This window comes from Campylobacter concisus, assembly GCF_003048605.1.
GTDB classification, from domain to species: domain Bacteria; phylum Campylobacterota; class Campylobacteria; order Campylobacterales; family Campylobacteraceae; genus Campylobacter_A; species Campylobacter_A concisus_BM.
In genome coordinates this window covers 25253-48415 of the sequence record NZ_PIRX01000012.1, presented here as the reverse complement: position 1 = coordinate 48415, position 23163 = coordinate 25253, and the positions used below count along the sequence as shown (strand labels likewise).

Here is a 23163-nt window from a genome sequence, read left to right as displayed (position 1 = left end):
AATCAATCAGTTGCTCAAATAGATCACCTAACAAAAGAAAACGTAGTAATTGCTAACCAAGCAAACGAAGTAACATCAGAAGTAGATGAGATGGCTAAAGCTATAGTTGAAGAGGTTAGGAAGAAGAGGTTTTAAACTTCTTTCTTTAGAGTTTTAACAAAATCAAATTTGTTTAAGACAAAACACTTCATTAATATTCATAAACCCCAACCCAGTTTAAGCTGGGTTGGGGTTTAATAAATTGTCTTTTAAATTTAATCATTTATATATCTTATATCTGCTTTAATTTCTAGACTTTAAATTTTTATCTTAGTCTTTTATTTTTCTACTCATACTTGTAATCTTTGCAAATTTTAAAATTTCATGAACGAGTAATTTCGGCTCTAAAATTTGAGCTAAGCTGTAAGCGAAGCCAAATTTTAGTAGTCAATTCTTGCGAGTGAATGAAAATTTAAAATTTACAGAAATAGCAAATTTCTATTTTTGAAATCACAACTTTAAATTTATAAACTCTTTTATCCAAAAGGGAGACAAGAGGACTTGAATTACGGTCTGCTTGCAGTTGCGAGCTAGCGAAGCAAAGCCGTCCCCTTATCTCCCTTTAGATCCCTCAATCCCCTCGCACGTTAGAAGTGCATGCAATTGTACTTTGCACTGCATGCGAATTAAAAGCTCTAATAAATTTTAGATACGCTCGCTCATAAATTTTAAAATTTAATGAAAACTTTTGAGGGTCAAATTTAAATTTATAGCTATTTATGCTTTGCTTCGTGCTCTAAAAGCCAAATTTTAGTTGGCAGACCTTCGCCGCCTGAGTAGCCACCAAGGCCGCTGTGAGAGAGCACTCTGTGGCAAGGGACGATGATAGGCAGTGGATTTTTGGCATTTGCAGAGCCTGCTGCTCGGTAAGCGTTTTTGTGGCCTGCAGCAAGTGCTAGAGCTGCGTAGGTGGTTGTTTCGCCGTATGGCACTTTTTGTAAAACGTCATAAATTTTAGCTCTAAATTTGGTCGTTTTTACATCAAGTCTAACGCTAAATTTTTTAAGTTCGCCCTTAAAATAGGCCTCCAGTTCATCTAAACAAAGCTTTAAATTTTCATCTTTTACCGCTATTTTTTCAAATTTATCTACAAAATTTATCTCACAAATTCCATTTTCACTAGCAACGATCTCTAAAATTCCAATGGGTGATTTTAGGTAGGCTTTTGACACATTTGCTCCTTGAAATTTGAAATTTTGGGCAAATTTTACTTTAGATTGTTTTGCTTTTTGATAAAATGCAAGCAAAATCAGCGATTTTAGACTAAAAACGAGCAAAAATCACAAAGGAAATTTATGAGCTTTTTTACCGACTACGAAAAACACGTGAGTGAGCGAGAAAAAGAGGGCGTGCCACCACTTGCGCTAAATGCCAAGCAAACAAGCGAAATTTGCGAGCTAATGAGACTTGCTGGCAACTCTAGTGGCGATGAAAAGGCGCAAAACGAGCTAAAATTTCTTATAAATTTGCTCACAAATCGCGTAAATCCTGGCGTTGATGACGCGGCAAAGATAAAGGCAGAATTTCTTGGCGAGGTGATAGACGGGCTTAAAATAGACGGCCTTGATGCGGTTCGTGCCATTAAAATTTTAGGCAAGATGCTTGGCGGATACAATGTAGAAATTTTAGTGCGAGCGCTAAAAAATAGCGACGAAACTATCGCGCAAGCTGCGGCAAATGAGCTAAAAAACATCATTTTGGTGCATGAGCATTTTGACGAGATAGCAAGGCTAGCAAATAACAATAAATTTGCAAAAGAGGTGCTTGCTTCTTGGGCAAATGCCGAGTGGTTTACGCATAAAAAGCCACTTGATGAGTGCATAAAGGCAGTGGTTTTTAAAGTGCCTGGCGAGACAAATACAGATGACCTAAGCCCAGCTAGTGAGGCCTATACAAGGGCTGATATACCGCTTCACGCAAAGGCGATGCTGGTTAAAAAGATGCCTGAGGGTTTAGAAATACTAAAAGAGCTAAAAAGTCGCGGCAAGAGCGTGGCGTATGTTGGCGACGTGGTCGGCACTGGTAGCAGCAGAAAGAGCGGTATAAACTCTATCCAGTGGCACCTTGGCGATGAGATAGAGGGCGTGCCAAACAAAAAAACTGGTGGCATCGTGATCGGCACGACCATAGCTCCGATATTTTTTAACACCGCTGAAGATAGTGGCGCGCTACCGATAGTCGCAAACGTAAATGAGCTTGAAATGGGCGATGAGCTAGAAATTTATCCATTTAAGGGTGAAATTTACAAGCTTGCAGGCAATGAAAAAAAGCTCGTGGCAAATTTTAAACTAAGTCCAAACACCCTAAGCGACGAGATAAGAGCAGGCGGCAGGATACCTTTGATGATAGGTAGGCAAGTGACCAAAAAGGCTAGGGAAGCCTTGGGACTTGGCGAGGAGCAAATTTTCATAAAGCCAGATCAGCCAAAAGAGCTAGGCGGTGGCTATACGCTTGCTCAAAAGATGGTCGGCAAGGCTTGTGGCAAGGCTGGCGTGAGAGCTGGGGCTTACGTGGAGCCTGAAATTTTGACCGTTGGCTCGCAAGACACCACAGGACCCATGACCAGAGATGAGATAAAAGAGCTTGCTAGCCTTAGTTTTGGGGCGGATTTTGTCTTGCAAAGCTTTTGTCACACAGCTGCTTATCCAAAGCCAAGCGACCTTGAGATGCAAAAGAGCCTGCCTAAATTTATGACGCTTCGTGGTGGCGTGAGCCTAAAACCAGGTGATGGCGTCATCCACTCGTGGCTAAACCGCATGGTCTTGCCTGACACGGTGGGCACTGGCGGCGATAGTCACACGAGATTTCCTATTGGTATCAGCTTTCCAGCAGGTAGCGGCCTAGTGGCGTTTGCGGCGGTGCTTGGTATGATGCCGCTAAATATGCCAGAGTCAGTTTTGATCAAATTCAAAGGCGAGCTAAAAGAGGGCGTGACGCTTCGTGATCTAGTCAATGCGATACCTTATTTTGCTATCAAAAAAGGGCTTTTAAGCGTTGAGAAAAAAAATAAAAAGAACATTTTTGCGGGCAAAATTTTAGAGATAGAAGGGCTTGAGAGCCTAAAAGTGGAGCAGGCGTTTGAGCTAAGTGACGCTTCGGCTGAGCGCTCGGCGGCTGCTTGTGTGGTAAATTTAAGCGTTGATAGCGTCGTGGAGTATGTTCGCTCAAACGTTGCGCTAATTGAAGCTATGATAAAAGCAGGCTATGAGAGCCATGAAACGCTTGCCAGACGAAAAGAGAAGATGCAAAAATGGCTAGAAAATCCAACTCTTTTAAGAGCCGACAAGGATGCAAACTACGCTGAAATTTTAGAGATTGATTTATCGCAGATAGATGAGCCGATTTTGGCCTGTCCAAACGACCCAGACGACGTGGCTACGCTAAGTGAAATTTTAGCTGATAGCAAAAGAGCGCATAATATCGACGAGGTCTTTGTGGGTAGCTGTATGACAAACATCGGGCATTACAGGGCGCTTGCTAGGATTTTAGAGCGTGAGAGCAAGCTTACTACTAGACTTTGGATCGCGCCGCCAACAAAGATGGATAAAAAGACGCTTGAAGATGAGGGCGTTTATGAAATTTTTAAAAGGTTAAATGCTAGGACAGAGGTGCCAGGCTGCTCGCTTTGCATGGGTAATCAAGCAAGGGTGAACGACAATGCCGTCGTTTTTTCGACCTCGACTAGAAATTTTGACAACAGAATGGGCATGGGCGCAAAGGTCTATCTAGGAAGTGCTGAGCTAGCTGCTGTATGCGCGCTACTAGGGCGTTTGCCAAGCGTTAGTGAGTATAAAAAGATAGTAAGAGATAGTCTTAGTTTAAACAAAGATCAAATTTATAAATACCTAAATTTTAATGAAATAAGCGAGTTTAGTATATAAATTTGTTACAATATCGCGAAATTTTAAGGAGCTTTGATGAAAAAAGTAGCTTTTTTTCTCTTTTTTAGCAGTTTTCTTTTTGTAAATTTACACGCACTAGAGTGCAGTGACCTTGCTAAAAAAGAGATCTTTAAAACTACTCCAAACGAGCTTGCTTACGCGAATGAGGGGCTATTTTATTGTGATGGCTCGCTTTTAAATTTAAAAGAGGTAAAAGAGCTTTTTGATACGAGTGTGGCAGTTAGAAGTGAGTCTCAAAGCTGCGTTGGCGAGGGCGTTTATAGAGAAAATTTAAATAAATTTAGATGGATCTTGCTAAAAGCATCGTTTGCTCCTGAAATCTATCAAAAAGAGCTTGCAAAGCCAGAGGCTGCTGAGGCTCAAAAAGACGCTCAGATGGAGTACTTTAGATACTGGGCAAATGAGAGCTTGTTTAACTTCTTAAAATATAAAAAATTTAGCGAAGCTTATAAAAACGCTCAAACTCCGCTAGTTAAATTTTATGAAGCTTTAGGCGTTGATAGCGCAAGTGCCGCTTACTACGCAACTAGCGTGATAAATGAGTTTTTAAGCTTTAGTGTCGGCAAAAAGGTAAATAAGGCTAAGGCTCTAACTTCTGAGCAAAAGATGATGGCTCAAAAGCTAAGTCAAGACGAGCTTGCGAATTTGCTTTATTCTAAAAATTTCACCACCGCTGAGCTTACAAATTTACTTGATATCGCACTGCTAAATGACAAAAGTAGCGAGATGATAGAAGAGATCATAAGGCGCGGGGCTGACCTGAATTTAGGCGATGAGACACCGCTATTTTTTGCTCTTAAAAATTTAGAAAATGTGAAAATTTTGCTTAAAAATAGAGCCGATGTAAATCATAAAAATTTCTTTGGTAAAAGTGCGCTTTTTTACGCTGTGCAGTTTGAGGATGCGCCTCTTTGTGAGCTTTTGCTAAAGAGTGGGGCAAATGCAAACGAGAGCTATATCGACGAGCAATCTAAGATGAATATGATAAATTTAGGCATGATGCAAGTAGAAGATACGTGTGGTTTGGAGCATACAAACAGAAGCGTTTTCATGCATGCAGCAGCTCACGCGACGCCTGAAATTTTAAAGCTTTTGATAGATAGCGGCGCTGATATAAACGCGACTGATGATGCTGGGTTTAACGCGCTTGATTATGCGATTAAAGATAAAAACGAAAAAAATATTAAATTTTTAGAAGAGCTTGGTTTAAAACCAAATTTTAATTAGGAAGAGATATGAAAAAGACAGCTTTTGTAACCGGTGCAACATCTGGATTTGGCGAGGCTATCGCTAGAAGACTCTCAAAAGAGGGCTACAAGATAGTCGCTCTTGCAAGGCGCGAAGATAGGCTAAAAAAGCTTGCAAATGAGCTTGGCGATACGCATATCATCGTAGCTGACATACGCGATAAAGAGGCTGTTTTTAAGGCGGTAGAGAGCCTGCCTGATAAATTTAAGGACATAGAAGTGCTTGTAAACAACGCTGGCATGGCGCTTGGACTTGAAAAGACGATAGATGCGAAGGTAGAGGATTTTGAGGCGATGATAGACACCAACGTAAAGGGTCTCATCTACTCTACAAAGGCGGTTTTGCCACTACTTTACAAGCAAGAAAAGGGCTATATCTTTAACCTAGGCTCGACAGCTGGCTCATGGCCATATCCTGGCAGCAACGTTTATGGCGCTACAAAGGCCTTTGTAAAGCAGTTTAGTCTAAATTTAAGAAACGATCTAGTTGGCACTAATATCAGGGTGACAAACATCGAGCCAGGGCTTTGCAAGACTGAATTTAGCGAGGTTAGATTTAGAGGAGATAAGGCGAGGGCGGATAGTCTTTATGAAAATACAAATTTCATCACGTCTGAGGATATAGCGACTATTTTGGTTAATTGTCTAAATATGCCAGGAAGTGTCAATATAAACAGGGTCGAAGTCATGGCAAATACGCAGACTTGGGCTGGGCTTGCGATAGAAAAATTTTAAGGAGTTCTTGTGAGACAAATTTTATTATTACTATTTTTTAGTGCCGCGCTTTTTGGTGTCGACCCAGAAGTGGCAAAGAGAAACGCTGAAATTTACGGTGTCTTCACGCTTATACCGCCTGTTGTGGCAATAGCACTCGCTTTTATCACAAAAGACGTTATATTGTCGCTGTTTATCGGTGTTTTTAGCGGAACGTTTCTCATAAATATCATCAATGAAAACGTCTTTATGGGCATCGTAAAAGGCTTTACAGGCATCGTTTCAAGAGTGGTTGAGTCGATGGCTGATAGCACTGATGCAGGCATCTTGCTTCAAGTACTTTGTATCGGCGGCGTGGTCGCACTCATCACAAAGATGGGTGGTACAAAGGCGGTCGCTCTTTGGCTTAGCAAAAAGGCAAAGACTGGCGTCTCAGCTCAAATTTCAACTTGGCTTATGGGTATCTTTGTATTTTTCGATGACTACGCAAATGCCCTTATCGTTGGCCCTATCATGAGACCAATAAGCGATAAATTTAAAATAAGCCGTGAAAAACTAGCCTTCATCATCGACGCTACTGCAGCACCGATCGCTGGTATCGCTATCATCTCGACATGGGTCGGCCTTGAGGTCTCACTCATCGAAAAGGGCTACGAGCTAGTTGGCGAGACTGGTATCAACGCATATTCGGTATTTATAGAGACCATTCCATATAGATTTTATAACCTTTTTATATTGTTTTTCATCGTTTGTACTGCCTTGATGCAGCGTGAGTACGGACCTATGCTAGCAGCTGAAAGACGCGCTAGAAAGGGTGAGCTTCACTCTGGAAAAACGCAAATTCAAGACCTTGAGGACAAGACTCTTGAGCCAAAAGAGGGCGTGAAACTAAGCGCTTCAAATGCTATCGTGCCGCTTCTTGTGCTAGTTATCGGCGCATTTACTAGCTTTTATTTTAGCGGTCTTGCTGCGCTTGAGGGCGATACTCTTAAAAATGCACTTGCAAATCCACTTTCGTTTTCAACATTTAAAGATACTTTTGGCGCAGCAGACTCTGCTACATCGCTATTTCAAGCAGCGCTACTTGCTAGTATAGTAGCTATCACGATGGGCGTTTGGCGCAAAATTTTTGATGTAAAAGAGGCCATTAGCACGTGGGTAAAGGGCTGGAAAACTATGATCATCACAGTTGTTATCTTGCTTCTTGCATGGAGCCTTAGCGCGGTTATCAAAGAGCTTGGCACTTCAAGATATTTGGTTGATCTACTAAGTGACTCAACGCCTAAATTTATCCTGCCAGTGGCTGTTTTTATCCTTGGCTCATTTATCAGCTTTTCAACTGGAACAAGCTATGGCACAATGGGCATTTTGATGCCTCTAGCTATCCCGCTAGCTTATGCAGTCGGCAAAAACTATGGCTTAGATGGTGACGCGATGCACGCTTATATGATCGTAAATATCTCAAGCGTTCTAACGGGCGCTATCTTTGGTGATCACTGCTCGCCGATCTCAGATACTACGATACTCTCATCAATGGGTGCAGGATGTAGCCACATCGATCACGTCTCAACACAGATGATCTACGCACTTAGCGTTTGCGCGGTTTGTGTGCTTGTTGGCTACTTGCCTGTCGCACTTGGTCTTAGCGTTTGGATCGCACTTCCTTGCGGATTTTTAGCGATCTGGGCTTTGGTTAGATTTGTAGGCAAAAAAGTCGAAGAGAAAGCGGCTTAAATTTGGACTGCAAATACCTAAAAGAGTGCGGATCATGCACTCTTTTTACCCCTTATAGTGAGCAAATTTCATTTAAAACTGATCTTATTAAGCAAAATTTCTCCCCATTTTATGAGGGCAAATTTGATGTTTTTAGCTCAAGCCCAAAGCACTACCGCACGAGGGCTGAGTTTGGCATCTGGCACGAGGGTAGCAAGCTTAGCTACACGATGCATGCAAGCGAGAAGGGCAAAAGGGTCTTCATAGATGAGTGCCCAAAGGTCTGCGAGCAAATTTCACATCTCATGCCAAGGCTACTTGAAAATTTACAAAATGATGAAATTTTGCGCACAAAGCTCTTTGGAGTGGAGTTTATCGCCTGTAAAAGTGGCACCTTAGTCACGCTTCTTTATCATAAAAGGCTTGATAGTGAGTTTGAGGCAGCGATGAAAATTCTAGCTAGCAAGCTTGATGTGATGATCTTAGCTAGATCTCGCGGTCAAAAGCTGCTAAGTGGCGAGCTAAATTTAGTTGATGAGCTAAATGTTGATGGGCAAATTTTTAAATTTAGCCTAAGTGAAAATGCCTTTATCCAGCCAAATAAAGCGGTAAATGAAAAGATGATAGCTTGGGCAAAAGAGTGCGTGCAAGGTGGTGCTGACCTGCTGGAGCTTTACTGCGGACATGGAAATTTTACCATCCCACTTTCGTTTAAATTTAAAAACGTCCTTGCCACTGAAATTTCAAAAAGCTCGATCGCAAATGCCCTTAAAAACTGCGAGCTAAATGGGGCAGAAAATATCAAATTTTTGCGTATGGATGCTGATGAGCTAATGAGCGCATTTGCTGGTGTTAGGGAGTTTAATAGGCTAAAAGATATAAAATTAAGCGACTTTAACTTCTCGCACGTCCTTGTCGATCCGCCACGCGCTGGACTAAGCGAGAGTGTCATAAATTTCATCAAAAATTTCAAAAACATCATCTACATCTCGTGCAACCCAGAGACGCTAAAAGAAAATCTAAATGAGCTTACTAAAAGCCATAAAGTGATAAAATTTGCGCTCTTTGATCAGTTTGCCAACACTCACCACATCGAGTGCGGCGTGCTACTAGAGGCAAAAGATAAATTTTAAAAGGAAAGTTGAAAATGGTTTCATTAAACAAAATAATCCAAGCAAAGATAACGATCGGTCACTTTGTAAATAAAACTCCGTTTGCGCTAAGTGCAAAACTTAGTAAAATTTTAGGCGCAAATGTCTATTTGAAAGAAGAAAATTTACAGCGAACTGGAGCTTACAAGATAAGAGGTGCTTACAATAAAATAGCTAGCCTAAGTGACGAGGAGCGAAAACGTGGCGTCGTGGCTGCAAGCGCTGGCAATCACGCTCAAGGTGTGGCGATAAGTGCAAAAGAATTTGGCGTGCATGCTTGCATCGTCATGCCAGAATCAACCCCGCTTCTAAAGGTAGCTGGTACAAAGGACCTTGGCGCTGAAGTGATCTTAAAAGGTGATAACTTTGATGAGGCGTATGAATTTGCAGTAAATTACGCCAAAGAAAAAGATATGACCTTTGTTCATCCATTTAACGATGAGTACGTCATGGCAGGGCAGGGCACTGTGGGTCTTGAGATGCTTGATGAGATAAGCGACCTTGATATGGTTGTAGTGCCAGTTGGCGGCGGTGGCTTAGCTAGCGGTGTGGCAAGCTGTATAAAACAAGTCAATCCAAAAACAAAGGTCGTTTGCGTCGGCGCAAAGGGCGCTCCAGCTATGTTTAACAGCTACGGCGCTAAAAAGAGCATAAACTCAAAGTCAGTGCGCACTATAGCTGATGGCATCGCTGTGCGTGATGCGAGCGAGATAACGCTTAAAAATATCGTTGAGTGCGTGGATGAGTTCGTGCAGGTCGATGATGAGGAGATCGCAACTGCGATTTTGTTCTTGCTAGAGACGCAAAAGATCGTGGTTGAAGGAGCTGGCGCAGCTGGCGTGGCAGCACTTATGCATGATAAGATCAAATTTAAAAAAGGCGCAAAGATAGGCGTGGTGCTAAGTGGTGGAAATATCGACGTGCAGGTGCTTTCTATCATCATCGAAAAGGGTCTTATCAAGTCTCACCGCAAGATGACACTACAAATCACGCTTGTAGATAAGCCAGGAGCGCTCATGAGTCTAACTGATAGTCTTAAATCAGCAAATGCAAACATCGTTAAGATTGACTACGACCGCTTCTCTACTAAGCTTGACTACGGCGACGCTAGCATCACTATCACGCTTGAGACAAAGGGGCTTGAACACCAAGAAAAGATCAAAGATACGCTTAATAAAAACGGCTTTTCTTTCACTCAACTCTTCTAAATTCAAAAGCTCGCTACCTTTTCAAGCAGCGAGCATCTAACTAACTAAAACAATATCTCAAATTTAGCATTTACGCTGTTTGATCTTACATCTTTAGCAAAAGCTCCAGTGTAAGAAAGGCCTAAATTTACATTTTTATAGACATTTGCTTTTATGCCAAGGCTAGCTGTACCAAGGTTTTTAACCTCTTTTCCATCTAGCTCTAGGTATCCAGCATTTGCGACATTTACACCAATAGTTGGTTTTGTATCGCCAACTAGTCTGTTATAGGCTAGATCAGCTTCAAATTTCATCTTCATATTGCCAAGGCTAAATGGCACGCTAGGGTTTAGACCAAGGCTAAAAATGCCTAGATTTCTAGTTTTTTCATCAACATCCATTTTGAAAATTCCTACATTTTGGCTTGTGCTATCAGTTTTTATGCGTAGATAGCTTGCACCCACATAAGGATTTAGAGAGAAATTTTCTGTGTTAAAGCTAGTTAGGGCCAAATTTGCATAAGCATTAAGCGCTTTTTCTTTGCTCTTTATATGATCATTTGAGTAAAAGCTAGCTATTGTCGCACCATTTTGCGTTTTGCGCTTAGCATCTGTGTATAAGACTCCAAGGTCCAGTTTTGTGCTAGCGATCTCGCTTTTTGTATAGATGCCGATGCTTTTACCTTTTGTCTTATAAACATCATCGCCGTCTTCTTTTATCTTTTCAGTACTAGCGCCAAGAACGCCACCAAGTACAAATGCGTCATTTACGCTGCCATCAAATCCAAAAAGCTGTGTCATAGAGTTTGCTTTTATGTCATTAAATTTCATAGCATCAAACATGGTATTTGACCAAAATTTCATACCATTTATGTCGCTCGCTCTTGTGCCAAATGGGTCAGATTCGTGGTTGATAACTGCATTTTTAAGCATGATGTTTTCTAGTAAAAATGCATTGTGCTGAGCTAAATTTGCCTCATTAGCAAATGTTTTTAGAGTTTGTCTTGCCTCTTTTGGCGTAGTGTAGATGAAGTATCTATAAAGATCGCTTGTGATGACTGCTGGTCTGCTTCTAAATGGTGAAGGGAGTAGTGCTGGTTTGTTAGCTGTGCTCTCTATTAGTTGTGCCACCTTCTTTTGGTTGTCATTAGCTGCGATGCTTGTCATTGTATTTTTTGACTTTTTAAGGGTGAGTTCTAGTTTGTTGTCGCTATAGTTTTTACCAAGATCAAAAAATGCATACTCTTTTGAAAGGGTATCTTCGTAGCCTTTGAAATTTCCAGTTGCTGTAAATGTTTTTGATTTTGTGCTGTCGTTATAGAGCCTTTGCATGATCTCTAAGCTTGGCTCACTTATATTTATAAACGAGTTTTTCTCGAAATTTAGATCTAAATTTGAAGCGCCGTTTGAGACGATGTAGCTACCGCCTGATTTTATAGTGGCTTTTACTACGTCATTTGAGCTTTTTTTGGTCACTTCTCCTAAAGATAGTTGCAAGGTAAATTTATTTCTACTAACCTTTGGCACGCTCATTTCTCTTACAATTTCTAGTGCGCCGCCATTTTCTACTATCACGTCGCTTGATTTTAGAGATTGATTAAGAGCTGTGATCTTGCCACCTTTTATTATGGTTTTGCCAGTGTAAGAGTTGTCTCCTGCTAGGCTTAGTGTGCCTTGACCTCTTTTTATAAGAGTACCTTCGTAGCCCTCACTTGCCCTTAGCTCTCTTGCTCTTTCTCTAGCGTTACCTATCTCAAGTTCAGCTTTTTGCTCTGGTGTTAAATTTGCTATTTTCTCTAGCTCAGCCTTGCGCTCAGTCCAAATTTTAGCCTCTGCATCATCTTCTGTTTTTCTAAATTTGATAGCTACATCGCTTATGTTGTTTGAGTAGATATCATCGCTATTTAAATTTACATCAAACACTCCTAGAAGCTGACCTGGTCCAAACATCGCCTTATATAGATCCACTACGCCCCAGCCCCAGCGCTCATCAGGCACTCCAAGCGCAGCACTAAAGCCTGAAATTTTTCTAGTATCGGCTGGCTCTTTGAAGTCATCATGAACTTGCCTTGCAGTAGTTAGTAGCACCTCTCTTATCTGAGCGTTATTCATATATGGGTATCTTTGCATGATGACACCAAGTGCGCCAGTGACGTGTGGAGCTGCCATTGATGTGCCGCCTTTTGTGCCGTAGTCTGCTTTGCCAGTTGTTAGATCAACGACGGTTGAGTATATAGGTTTTGCAGGTGCTGCCACGCTCCACCATTTTGAGTGACCAGGTGTGTTGTAACGCTGCGTGTCGCCCTCTAGCTGGCCAGTGACGTTTAGCCAGTACTTCTCAGCATCAGGTCTAAAGTATGGGAGCATCGCTCTTGTATATGACTCTTTCATCCCGTCTCTATTACCAGCTGTAAAAATTTGGATGACGCCATATCTTGTAGCGACCTCATATGCTGCATCTAAGAAATTTTTGCCATTTACTACAAATGGATAGTAGCTTTTATAGGCAGCATCAAGATCTTTTATGTCTAGGTTGTTGCCACCATCATATCCAGTAGCACCTTCATAGGCTTTGTAAAATTTGCGGTTTGAACCCCAGCTGTTATTTATCGCTCTAGCTCCACTCTTTGCTAGTCCCTCGTAGGATTTTAAAAAGAAGTTGTAGTCTTGATTTGGACCATATGTCATGCCATCTGTGCCGCCAGTATTGCCCATTATAAGCCTTGCGTCAAATGCTACGCCGTGCATACCCACGCCATCTCTTGACGCAGCTATCGTGCCAGCTACGTGAGTGCCGTGAGAGTCGTTTACTCCAGCTATCCAGTCACCATCTATGCTAAATTCTTCACCTTTTTTAAAGTCACCAAAGTCTTTTTTATTTTTATCTACGCTGCCTTTTCCAACTAATGGTGAGTTGCCATGCTCTGTATCTGGGTATCTTTGACCATCTTTATAGTAGCTACCAGAGACTTTTAGTGCACTTACTCTGCCATCACTAAATTCTGGATGGCTAAGTAGCACACCAGAGTCCATCACACCAAGCGTTACGCCTTTGCCAGTTGCTCCAAGAGCATATGCAACGGCTGCGTTCATGCTCACTAAACCCCAGTCGGCCTTGTATTCATCGCTCTGCCAGCTTTTTATATCGCCAAATTTACCTCTGTTTTGCTCACTAGCACTTAGCTGATTAGCAAGTAAAAGAGTGCAGCAAGCAACACTTAAAAGGATGCAATTTTTGCTTGAAACGGATCTTTTCATATCTCGTCCTTTACATAAAATTTAAATCAATTCTAAAATTCTTAAAATAAATTATTAATTAAAATAATAATAATTTAATGAAAAATCGTAGGCTAAATTTACGAAAATATACGTTGTTTACGCTAGTTTTACATTTAACGAGATATTTTATAAAAGACTTAATCTAAAATTAGTTATTTAAATATAATTTTTTTTATCTCTATTTTTAAAACTATTATTTATATATTTTTTTAAAGGATTATTATTTTTCATTAAATTTACAGGACTAAAATTTCGCAAATTTATTCAAGGATGAGATATGAAAAAGAGTTTATTAGGCCTTGCGTTGTTTTGCACTTTGGCTTTTTGTGCCGATGATGAAGTGGTTAGCAAACAAAACGATCAAGTATGGATAGGAGCTATGGGCGGATGCAATCTTTATGTATTTTCACTAAAGACGACTGACGCACCAGTAGATAAGCTAATAGCCAAAGATGAGGCGCAAAAAGAGCTTGTGGCAAATACTAAAAATTTACCAAACAAACACAACGTAATGTTTGCAAAGTGCGATGACTACACGGCGCTCATAGATAGTGGTTATGAAGATAGCTTGGAGGTTTTAAAGTATGATCTGCAAACTTTTGGCAATATAAAGCCAGAGGATCTAACCTACGTCATCATCACGCACGCTCATCCTGATCACATAGGCGGGCTCATAGATGGTGGCAAAAAGACATTTAAAAACGCCAAGCTTTTTATAGATGAAAAGGAGTGGGACTACTGGATGAAGGGCAAAGATGAGAGGACAAAAGAAATTTTATCGCTTTATAAAGACGATAAGAGTTTTTTCGACCATAAAAAGCCGCTATTTGACGGGGCGCTAAAGATCAGAGCTATCCCAGCTTACGGTCACACTCCAGGGCACAACATGATAAGCTTTGAGGCAGATAATGACAAGATCATCTTTATAGCTGATCTTCTTCACGTCCTAGCAGTGCAAGAGGTCGAGCCAAGCATATCTATCACTTATGATATAGATCCAGCCCAAGCTGCTAAAACGAGAGAAAAGGTGCTTGATGGCTTGGAGGACGAGACTACAAAGATAGTAGGAGCTCACATGCCTTACAATAGCCCCATCACCTTGCCTGAGTGATAAATTTCTTTTGCTTTACAAATTTAGGATAAAATGCGGGCTTTAAAGGAGAAAATATGAGCGAATACGCAAATTTGATATTAGCTATCTTGCTAGCTATTTTGGCATTTGCATTTTATAGGTCAAACAAGGCGCTAAAAAAGGCAAAAGATGATAGCGAAAATGTCTCAGTCAGCACTGAAATTTCGCAGCTTAAAAGCATCGGCGAGCTGTCCGTCTTTCAGGTCTATAGCAAAGAGATCGTCACAAAGACAGATCATGCGTTTGGAAATTTTGGCAAAGAGTATCTAAGGTGGCTAGTAAGCGAGAAGAAGCTTTCGATGATATTTGAGTTTGAGATAAATTTCATCTACGATCTAACCAGTCCAAAGCTCGAGATCATGCAGATCGCAAACTCTAGCTATAAGATAAAAATGCCCCCATGTAAGTATAAATTTTCAATCGCCGATATGAAATTTTACGACGAGAAAAACGGCAAATTTATACCATTTTTGCTGCCTGACTCGCTAAATGGCTTTTTTGGTAGCACTTTTACAGAAGAAGACAAAAATAGGCTGATAGAAGAGGCTAGAAATGAAGTCAAAAAGATGAGCGTTCGCCTTATCTCGCAGCTTCAAAGTAAAATCCACAAATCAGCTCGCGACACGCTTGAAGCGATAGCTAAGAGCTTTGGCGCAAACAAGGTCGAGTTTGTCTTTGACGATAGTGACGAGCAGATCAACGAGCAACTAAATTTAGAAAACATAGCATAAAACTTTAAAAAGGAGAAAAAATGAGTGTAAATTCACAAGAGGTCACACAAGCACCTGGCAACAATACAGTCTTTCAAACATGGGTTTTAAAGGGCGACAAAAAAGCATGTAAAGAGGGCTTTGCTAAGCTTTGTGCTTTGGTTGTAAATTTAAACAAAACTGCTAAAGTTAGATTTGGCGCAAATGAAAATGTAAACTGCGTCCTTGGCGTGGGTCATGATGCTTGGAAAAAGCTTGAAATTTCAAAAGAATTGCCAAAAGAGCTTGTAAATTTTAAAGCGATCAAAGGCGATAAACATGAAGCCGTTAGCACAAAAGGCGATATCCACATCCACATCCGCGCGCTAAATGCGGCTGACTGCTTTGACATGGCGCAAAATGTCAAAGAAGTTTTGTTTAAATTTGCAGAGCTTACAGATGAGACTCAAGGCTTTAAGTATCACGACGGCAGAGCGATAATTGGCTTTGTCGATGGCACTGAAAATCCTGATGGCGAAGATAGAGACCACTTTGCAAAAGTTGGCAAAGAGGATGCTAAATTTAAAGGCGGTAGCTACGTTTTTGTTCAAAAATACTTCCACAAAATGAAATAGTGGAACGCCACAAGCGTAAGCGAGCAAGAAAAGGTTATAGGCCGCTCAAAAGAGTATGACATTGAGATGGACGAGAGCGTAAAACCTACAAATTCACACTCAGCTGCTGCAAATGTAGGCGACGATAAAAAGGTCGTGCGTGGCAATATGCCATTTACTGAAGGCAGCAAAACAGGCACTTACTTCATCGCTTATGCAAGCACATTTTCAACGGTTGAGCTTATGCTTAAAAAGATGTTTATCGGCGAGCCTAAAGGCAACTCAGATAGGCTACTTGACTTTAGTACGCCAGTAACTGGGGCTTTATATTTTGCTCCTACGCTTGATATGCTTGGCGATTACGAGGGATAAATTTAGCTTGGGGCAAAGCAAATTTGCCCCTTTAAATTTATAAGGATAAAGATGCCAGAGTGGTTTATCTATGCAGCTCTTTCGGCTGTTTTTGCTGCACTTACCGCGATCTTTGCAAAGCTTGGCGTAAAAGATATCGATAGCGATTTTGCGACATTTATAAGAACGATCGTTGTCATTTTTATGCTTGTTTTGCTTTTAAGCGTGGCTAAAAAATGGCAACCGCTAAGCTCTCTAAGTCCCAAAAACTGGCTCTTTCTCATACTAAGTGGCATGGCGACTGGGCTTTCATGGCTCATGTATTTTAAAGCTATGCAAGCAGGTAAAGTCTATCAAGTAGCGCTGGTTGATAAATTTAGCGTTGTGCTGGCTATCATTTTGGCTGTCATATTTCTTGGTGAGAGGCTAAATTTAAAAGAAATTTTAGCCGTCTGTCTTATCGTATCTGGCGTGTTTCTACTCATTTTTAAATAAAATTTTCTGCATTATTCTTAAAGTATATTTTTAATTTTAATTTGTAATTAATCAAAAAGCCTCTAGAATTTGACAATTTCATTTTGAAGGGAGAAATATGAAAAAAATTATTCTATCAGCCATCGTAGCTTGTGCTGCATTTGGTGCAGGCATGAACTACACAGATGTCGTAAAGGACGTATATGCTGACGCAAACTCAGCTAAGAGCATAGGCAGACTGCTACCAACCAACGCAGTTGAAATTTTGCAAACAAGTGGCGACAGAGCACAGATCAAAGTAAAAGGCTATCAAAACCCAGCCGTTAGCAACGTAGTTTATTTTGCTGATGGCGCGAGGATCATCTCAGTAGCATTTGCAAAAACTGCACCTTTTGATATCAAAGTGATAAAAGAGGGCAAAAACGGCAAATGGAACGAGGTAGAAACGACAGTTTTCGTTCAAAAAGATGGCTTTAGCACAGATGTAAATGCGATGTTTGCAAAAGCTGATAAGATGTATAAAGAGAGCTGTGGCGTTTGCCATGCGTTGCCTCAAACTACGCACTTTAACGCAAATCAATGGCCGTCACTTCTAAAATCAATGATCGGCAGAACCGCAATAGAGAAAAAAGACGAGTGGCTAGTTATAGAATATCTACAAAAACACTCATCTGATGTGAATTTAGGCAAATAAATAGCACTTTTGTAAGCAAAATTTAACCAGTTTTGCAAGCTAAAAGGGCTTAAATTTGCACTTTGTAAAACCAAAACAAAGAATTAAATTTAGATCACAAAACCATGGTTTTAAATTTGATGTATTTTGTTTTGAGAAAACCAAAATTTAGTCTGCGTAGTCGGACAAGTAACTTTAGGTGGGTGAGCGACCGCCTTTAGAGGATACCAACTGCTTGGTATCCGTGCGGGAGAGAGTGAGCGGAGCATATCGCTAGCGATGCGAGCGATGGGTGGCTGCTCGGAGCCCAGGCTTTGCCTAGGCGAGAAGTAAAACCAAAATTTAGGATCAAAAACTAGGTCTTAAATTTAATGTGTTTTACTCAGGAAGAAAACCAAAATTTAGTCCGCGTAGTCGGACAAGTAACTTTAGGTGGGTGAACGACCGCCTTTAGAGGATACCAACTGCTTGGTATCTGTGCGGGAGAGAGTGAGCGAAGCATATCGCTAGCGATGCGAGCGATGGGTGACTGCTCGGAGCCTTGGCTTTGCCTAGGCGAGAAGTAAAAAAGGTATTTATTAATGCAAAGACGAAAATTTTTAAAAGGTAGTTTGGCTTTAGCTGCTACACCATTTCTAGGCGGTTGCGCTTTTAGTGGAAATGGCAGTGTAAAACCAAGCTTAGTACAAAATGGCAGCGTTAGAACCTCTGCATATTGGGGTATGATGGATGTTAGCGTAAAAGACGGCGTTGTGACTGGCTCAAAGCCACTTAGCGTCTTAAGCAGTATACCAAATCCATTAAGAGGCTACACTGCAGATATGATCTACAAGTGCCGCATCAAGCATCCTATGGTGAGAAAGAGCTATCTTGAAAACCCAGATAGTCCAAAGCCAGAGCTTCGCGGTCAAGATGAGTGGGTACAGGTAAAGTATGAGGACGCGATCAAGCTAGTTGCAAGAGAGCTAAAAAAGACAAGAGCCCAAAGAGGCCTTGCTAGCGTCTATGCGAAGTCTCCAGCGTGGAAATCAAGCGGAAATTTCAACAGCTCAACTACGCTTTTGGCTAGATTTATGAACTTAACTGGCGGTTTTGTCGGCGGTCTTGGCGACTACTCGACAGGTGCAGGGCAGGTCATCATGCCTCACGTTATGGGCGGCATAGAGGTCTATGAGCAGCAAACTACATGGCCGGTGGTACTTGAAAACTCAAAGGTAGTGGTGATCTGGGGAAGTGACCCAGTAGCTACGCTAAGAGTTGGCTGGACAGCGACTGATGAGCTAGGATATAAATACCTAGAAGATCTAAAAAATAGCGATAAAGAGATCATCATCATCGACCCTATCAAGAGCCTAACGGGTAACTACTTTGACGGCAAGGCAAAATGGATCGCTCCAGTGCCAAATACCGACACAGCTATGATGCTTGGCATGGCATATCATCTATATAAGACCAAAAACTACGACAAAGAGTTTTTAGAGAGCTACACAGTTGGCTTTGATAAATTCTTGCCGTATCTACTTGGTAAAAAAGATGGCAAGCCAAAAACACCAAAATGGGCGAGCAAAATTTGTGGCGTCAGCGAAAAGGTGATAAAAGAGCTTGCTGTTAAAATGTACAAAAACCGCACGATGATAATGGGCGGCTGGGCTATGCAGCGTGCTCACCACGGCGAGCAGCCTTACTGGATGCTAGTCACTTTAGCTGCTATGCTAGGTCAGATAGGCCTACCAGGCGGAGGCTTTGGTTTTAGCTATCACTACAGCGGTGGCGGCGTGCCAACTAGCACAGCAACGGTCGTTGGCGGTATCAACCCAGCAGATATCGGCGTCATCAAAGATGGTAAATTTAAAGGATATGCAAAAGACGTGGCTGATGAGAGGTTAAAAGCGGAGATAGAAGAGATGCAAGCAGCCTCTTTCCCAGTAGCTCGCATAGCTGACGTGCTTTTAAACCCTGGCAAGACGATAGATCATAACGGCAAGAAGATCACCTATCCAGACATCGACTTCATCTACTGGGCAGGAGGCAATCCATTTGGCCACCAGCAAAATTTAAATAAGCTAAAACGTGCATGGCAAAAGCCAAGAACGGTTGTCGTAAATGAAATTTACTGGACGCCAACAGCGAAGATGGCTGATATTGTATTTCCAGTAACTACGCTTTATGAAAGAGATGATATCACTATGGTGGGCGACTACTCTAACCAATACATCATGCCGATGAAGCAAGTCGTAGCCAAACAAAACGAGGCAAAAGATGACTATCAAATTTTCTCTGATCTAAGCAAGGCCTATGCTGACGGCGTAGCTGAAATTTACACTGATGGGGCGAAAGAGCCACTTGATTTCATCAAGTCATACTACGATAGCGCCGCTAAAGTCATCAATGAGAACAAAGCTCTTGGCGTAAAAATGCCTAAATTTAGTGAGTGGTGGGAGAAAAACGAGCCTACTAAATTTGACTCAACCGCAGAGAACGAGGCTTGGGTAAGACACGCTGAGTTTAGAGAAGATCCTATCCTAAACGCTCTTGGCACGCCAAGTGGTCTTATAGAAATTTACTCAGAGACGATAGCAAATATGAACTACGACGACTGCAAGGGCCATGCTATGTGGATGGAGCCTGCTGAGTGGCTGGGTGCGAAGAAAAAATCAGCCAGCATTCACCTGCTAAACCCACACCCAAGCGTGCGCTTGCACTCTCAGCTAGGCGTAACGTCGCTTAGAGATACGTACGCGGTGGCTGATCGTGAGCCGATCTTGATAAACACTAAAAATGCTAAAAAGCTTGGCATCAAAACAGGCGATATCGTGCGTGTTTATAACAAGAGAGGTGAAATTTTAGCAGGCGCTGTGGTGAGCGATGATGTGAGCTACAACGTAGCAAGACTTTGCGAGGGCGCATGGTACGACCCAGATGAGAAGGGTGTTTGCAAAAATGGCTGCATAAACGTTTTAACAAACGATATCCCAGCTAGCAAGCTCTCAAATGCAAATATCTCGCATACGACGCTTGTTAATATCAAGAAATTTAAAGGCGAAGCACCAGGGCTTAGCGCCTTTAAAGAGCCAAAATTTTCAGTCTGATCGGACTGTAAATTTGGATAAGTGAGCGAAGCATATCGCTAGCGATGCGAGCGATGGGTTACTGGTCGCAGCTTGGACTTTGCTCAAGCGAGAAGTTAAACAAAAATTTAGGATCAAAACCTTGGTCTTAAATTTAATATGTTTTGCTTAGAGAGAAAACCAAAATTTAGTCCGCATAGCCGGACAAATAACTTTAGGTGGGTGCAGGGAGTGCTTGCACTTCCGCTCGCAGTCTAGGCTTTGCCTAGGCGAGAAGTTAAAGATAATAAAAGGAGAAAAAATGAACGAGAACAGACGAGATTTTCTAAAAAAAGGTGCAACAGCGCTTGCAGCTACACCTTTGCTTTCAGGCGTAACAGCTTCAAATTTGTTTGCTGATGAGGTTAAAAAGGGCGTTGTAAAAAATGGCAAAACTCTTACAGCTGCTCACTGGGGCATGCTAAAAGTTACAACCAAAAACGGCATCGCTGTAAAGTCAGAGCCTATCCAAAAGACAAGTGAAATTTACAATCCACTTCAATACTACACACCAGATATGATCTATAAAAGTCGTATCAAACACACAATGGTAAGAAAGAGCTACCTTGAAAACCCAGATAGCCCAAAACCAGAGCTTCGCGGCATCGATGAGTGGGTCGAGGTGCCTTACGAAGAGGCGATCAAGCTAGTTGCAAGAGAGCTTAAAAAGACTAGGGCGCAAAAGGGCTTAGAGAGTGTATTTGCAGGTAGCTACGGCTGGAAGTCAAGCGGCAATGTGCATAACTCAAGAATTTTACTTCATAGATTTATGAACCTAAGTGGCGGCTTTGTTGGCTCGCTAGGCGACTATTCAACAGGTGCTAGCCAGATCATCATGCCTCACGTTGTAGGCAGTATCGAGGTCTATGAGCAGCAAACTAGCTGGCCAGTCGTGCTTGAAAACTCAAAAGTCGTAGTCATCTGGGGCGCAAACCCACTTGCGACACTTCGTATAGCTTGGACAGCGACTGATGAGCAAGGCTTTAAATACTTTGAAGAGCTAAAAAACAAAAAAGATATCAAAGTGATCGTTATCGATCCTATCAGATCTGAAACAGCACAATACTTCGACAAAGCTCAGTGGATCGCTCCAGTGCCAAACACCGACACAGCGATGATGCTAGGCATGATGCACTACCTATATGAAAGCGGCAAATACGATAAAGAATTTATCGAAAACTACACTTATGGCTTTGATAAATTCCTCCCATATCTACTAGGCAAGACAGACAACACTCCTAAAAATTTAGAGTGGGCGAGCAAAATTTGTGGTATCGACAAAGATACTTTAAAAGAGCTAGCTGATACATTTGTAAGCAACCGCACGATGCTAATGAGTGGCTGGGGTATGCAGCGCGCTCACCACGGCGAGCAACCACACTGGGCGATGGTAACGCTAGCTGCTATGATCGGCCAGATAGGCCTACCAGGTGGAGGCTTTGGTTTAAGCTACCACTACTCAAACGGCGGCGCACCAACATGCAAAGGCGCAGTCATCGGCGGCGTAAATAGCGCGAGTGTGGGTAAATTTAACGAAAAAGGCGAGTTTATCGGCACTGATACGGGCGAATTTGACAAACACGGTCGCTTCGTCGCAAAAGCAGCCGCAGTAGCAGGCACAGGTCAAAGCTGGCTACAAAAAGCAACCAACTACGCTTTCCCAGTAGCTCGTATCGCTGATGCGTTGCTTCACCCTGGCAAAGTGATAGATCACGACGGCAAAAAGATCACCTATCCAGACATCGACTTTATCTACTGGGTCGGCGGCAACCCATTAGTTCATCACCAAGATACTAATACAAATTTAAAAGCGTGGAGAAAGCCAAGAACCGTAGTCGTTCATGAAGCCTACTGGACACCTACAGCAAAGATGGCTGATATCATCTTTCCAGTTACCACAGAGTATGAGAGAAACGACATTACGATGACAGGTGATTATTCAAACATGAATATCGTACCAATGAAACAAGTCGTTGAAAAATACCGCGAGGCAAAAGATGATTATCAAATTTTCACTGATCTTTGCAAGGCTTATGCTAAAAATTTAGTCATAGCCTACACAGATAACGGCAAAGACGAGTTTGACTGGATCAAAGAGTACTATGACGCAGCCTACGCTCAAGTAAAGGCGGTCCCTGAGCTTGCAAGCGACATGAAGCCATTTGAAGAGTTTTGGAATGAAAATAAGCCAGTCACATTTGCCTCATCTCAAGATAGTGATAATTGGGTAAGACTTGGCGAGTTTAGAGAAGATCCTGTGCTAAACGCCCTTGGAACGCCTAGCGGTCTTATCGAAATTTACTCAGATACGATCGATAAAATGGGCTATGACGACTGCAAAGCACACCCAACTTGGTTTGAGCCGATCGAGTGGCTAGGCATGAAAGATAAACCAGCAAAATACCACATGATAAGCGCTCACCCAACTGACCGCTTGCACTCACAGCTAAGCCAAACTTCACTTCGTGACAAGTATGCTATCGCTAACCGCGAACCAGTATGGATAAACGAAAATGACGCAAAAGAGCTTGGTGTAAAAACAGGCGATTTGGTGTGTGTATTTAACGCTCGTGGCGAGGTTTTAGCGGGTGCCTATGTGACTAAAAATATCAAAGAGGGCGTTGTAAAACTAGCTGAAGGTGCTTGGTATGACGGCTTTGACAGTGGCATCTGCAAAAACGGCTCTGCAAACGTGCTAACCATAGATATCCCAACAAGTAAGCTAGCAAACGGCAACATCAGCCATACAGCTCTTGTAAATATCAGAAAATATCAAGGCGATGAAGCACCAAAACTTACAGCATTTTCTGAGCCAAAATTTTCTAAATAATTTCAAAGCAGGGGAGTGATCTCCTGCTTAAATTTATCTTTGCTTATAAAATATCTTTAACT

14 protein-coding genes and 1 pseudogene are annotated in these 23163 nt (G+C 41.8%); 13 read left to right on the top strand and 2 right to left on the bottom strand.

Annotation, left to right across the window (positions count from 1 at the left end; genetic code table 11):
- Positions 1-752: 752 nt before the first annotated feature.
- Positions 753-1211: a methylated-DNA--[protein]-cysteine S-methyltransferase gene (locus CVS86_RS09675; RefSeq protein ID WP_107791750.1), complete on the bottom strand. Its 459-nt coding sequence runs from the start codon at positions 1209-1211 to the stop codon at positions 753-755.
- 123 nt (positions 1212-1334) lie between these two features.
- On the opposite strand from CVS86_RS09675, the gene CVS86_RS09670 reads away from it, so the two are divergent.
- From CVS86_RS09670 to ilvA, 6 genes are read left to right on the top strand one after another with little or no spacing between them, the layout of a single operon-like run.
- The gene (locus CVS86_RS09670) at positions 1335-3920 is read left to right on the top strand and encodes a bifunctional aconitate hydratase 2/2-methylisocitrate dehydratase (protein WP_107791749.1); all 2586 of its coding nucleotides are present in this window, start codon (positions 1335-1337) and stop codon (positions 3918-3920) included.
- 36 nt (positions 3921-3956) lie between these two features.
- Positions 3957-5168, top strand: a complete 1212-nt coding sequence (locus CVS86_RS09665) for an ankyrin repeat domain-containing protein (protein WP_107791748.1) — start codon at positions 3957-3959, stop codon at positions 5166-5168.
- Between the two features lie 8 nt (positions 5169-5176).
- Positions 5177-5923, top strand: a complete 747-nt coding sequence (locus CVS86_RS09660; protein WP_107791747.1) for an SDR family NAD(P)-dependent oxidoreductase — start codon at positions 5177-5179, stop codon at positions 5921-5923.
- A 9-nt stretch (positions 5924-5932) separates the two neighbouring features.
- Entirely contained in the window at positions 5933-7636 is a 1704-nt protein-coding gene (locus tag CVS86_RS09655) for a Na+/H+ antiporter NhaC family protein (RefSeq protein WP_107791746.1), read from the top strand.
- A 2-nt stretch (positions 7637-7638) separates the two neighbouring features.
- Positions 7639-8748 carry a tRNA (uridine(54)-C5)-methyltransferase TrmA gene (trmA, locus tag CVS86_RS09650; RefSeq protein ID WP_107791745.1) on the top strand — a complete coding sequence of 370 codons (1110 nt, stop codon included), beginning with the start codon at positions 7639-7641 and terminating at the stop codon, positions 8746-8748.
- 14 nt (positions 8749-8762) lie between these two features.
- A complete protein-coding gene (gene ilvA / locus CVS86_RS09645; protein WP_002942811.1) occupies positions 8763-9974 on the top strand; it encodes a threonine ammonia-lyase in 1212 nt (403 codons plus the stop codon).
- A gap of 44 nt (positions 9975-10018) precedes the next feature.
- Here ilvA and CVS86_RS09640 read toward each other — a convergent pair whose 3' ends face one another.
- A complete protein-coding gene (locus CVS86_RS09640; protein ID WP_107791744.1) occupies positions 10019-13210 on the bottom strand; it encodes a S8 family peptidase in 3192 nt (1063 codons plus the stop codon).
- A 298-nt stretch (positions 13211-13508) separates the two neighbouring features.
- Between CVS86_RS09640 and CVS86_RS09635 the strand changes: the two genes are divergently transcribed.
- The 7 genes and pseudogenes from CVS86_RS09635 to CVS86_RS09605 all read left to right on the top strand — a co-directional run bounded on the left by CVS86_RS09635 (position 13509) and on the right by CVS86_RS09605 (position 23101).
- On the top strand, positions 13509-14342 hold the full coding sequence (locus CVS86_RS09635) for an MBL fold metallo-hydrolase (protein ID WP_107791743.1): 834 nt from the start codon (positions 13509-13511) through the stop codon (positions 14340-14342).
- 56 nt (positions 14343-14398) lie between these two features.
- Positions 14399-15094 (top strand): DUF4230 domain-containing protein, encoded by a 696-nt coding sequence (locus tag CVS86_RS09630; RefSeq protein WP_002942821.1) that lies wholly within the window; start codon positions 14399-14401, stop codon positions 15092-15094.
- Between the two features lie 20 nt (positions 15095-15114).
- Positions 15115-16038, top strand: a pseudogene (locus CVS86_RS09625) (Dyp-type peroxidase).
- A 45-nt stretch (positions 16039-16083) separates the two neighbouring features.
- Entirely contained in the window at positions 16084-16512 is a 429-nt protein-coding gene (locus CVS86_RS09620) for an EamA family transporter (protein WP_411160916.1), read from the top strand.
- 97 nt (positions 16513-16609) lie between these two features.
- On the top strand, positions 16610-17185 hold the full coding sequence (locus CVS86_RS09615) for a cytochrome c (protein ID WP_002942837.1): 576 nt from the start codon (positions 16610-16612) through the stop codon (positions 17183-17185).
- Positions 17186-17745: 560 nt separating this feature from the next.
- The gene (locus CVS86_RS09610; RefSeq protein WP_107791742.1) at positions 17746-20253 is read left to right on the top strand and encodes a molybdopterin-dependent oxidoreductase; all 2508 of its coding nucleotides are present in this window, start codon (positions 17746-17748) and stop codon (positions 20251-20253) included.
- A gap of 280 nt (positions 20254-20533) precedes the next feature.
- Positions 20534-23101: a molybdopterin-dependent oxidoreductase gene (locus tag CVS86_RS09605; protein ID WP_107791741.1), complete on the top strand. Its 2568-nt coding sequence runs from the start codon at positions 20534-20536 to the stop codon at positions 23099-23101.
- Positions 23102-23163 lie beyond the last annotated feature (62 nt).

What these genes read in the sequence shown, in the direction of transcription:
- CVS86_RS09615 (WP_002942837.1), top strand. Translation starts at nt 16,610, where the DNA reads ATGAAAAAAATTATTCTATCAGCCATCGTAGCTTGTGCTGCATTTGGT.
- CVS86_RS09630 (WP_002942821.1), top strand. Translation starts at nt 14,399, where the DNA reads ATGAGCGAATACGCAAATTTGATATTAGCTATCTTGCTAGCTATTTTG.
- CVS86_RS09640 (WP_107791744.1), bottom strand. Translation starts at nt 13,210, where the DNA reads ATGAAAAGATCCGTTTCAAGCAAAAATTGCATCCTTTTAAGTGTTGCT.
- CVS86_RS09670 (WP_107791749.1), top strand. Translation starts at nt 1,335, where the DNA reads ATGAGCTTTTTTACCGACTACGAAAAACACGTGAGTGAGCGAGAAAAA.
- CVS86_RS09660 (WP_107791747.1), top strand. Translation starts at nt 5,177, where the DNA reads ATGAAAAAGACAGCTTTTGTAACCGGTGCAACATCTGGATTTGGCGAG.
- CVS86_RS09610 (WP_107791742.1), top strand. Translation starts at nt 17,746, where the DNA reads ATGCAAAGACGAAAATTTTTAAAAGGTAGTTTGGCTTTAGCTGCTACA.
- CVS86_RS09665 (WP_107791748.1), top strand. Translation starts at nt 3,957, where the DNA reads ATGAAAAAAGTAGCTTTTTTTCTCTTTTTTAGCAGTTTTCTTTTTGTA.
- ilvA (WP_002942811.1), top strand. Translation starts at nt 8,763, where the DNA reads ATGGTTTCATTAAACAAAATAATCCAAGCAAAGATAACGATCGGTCAC.
- CVS86_RS09605 (WP_107791741.1), top strand. Translation starts at nt 20,534, where the DNA reads ATGAACGAGAACAGACGAGATTTTCTAAAAAAAGGTGCAACAGCGCTT.
- CVS86_RS09635 (WP_107791743.1), top strand. Translation starts at nt 13,509, where the DNA reads ATGAAAAAGAGTTTATTAGGCCTTGCGTTGTTTTGCACTTTGGCTTTT.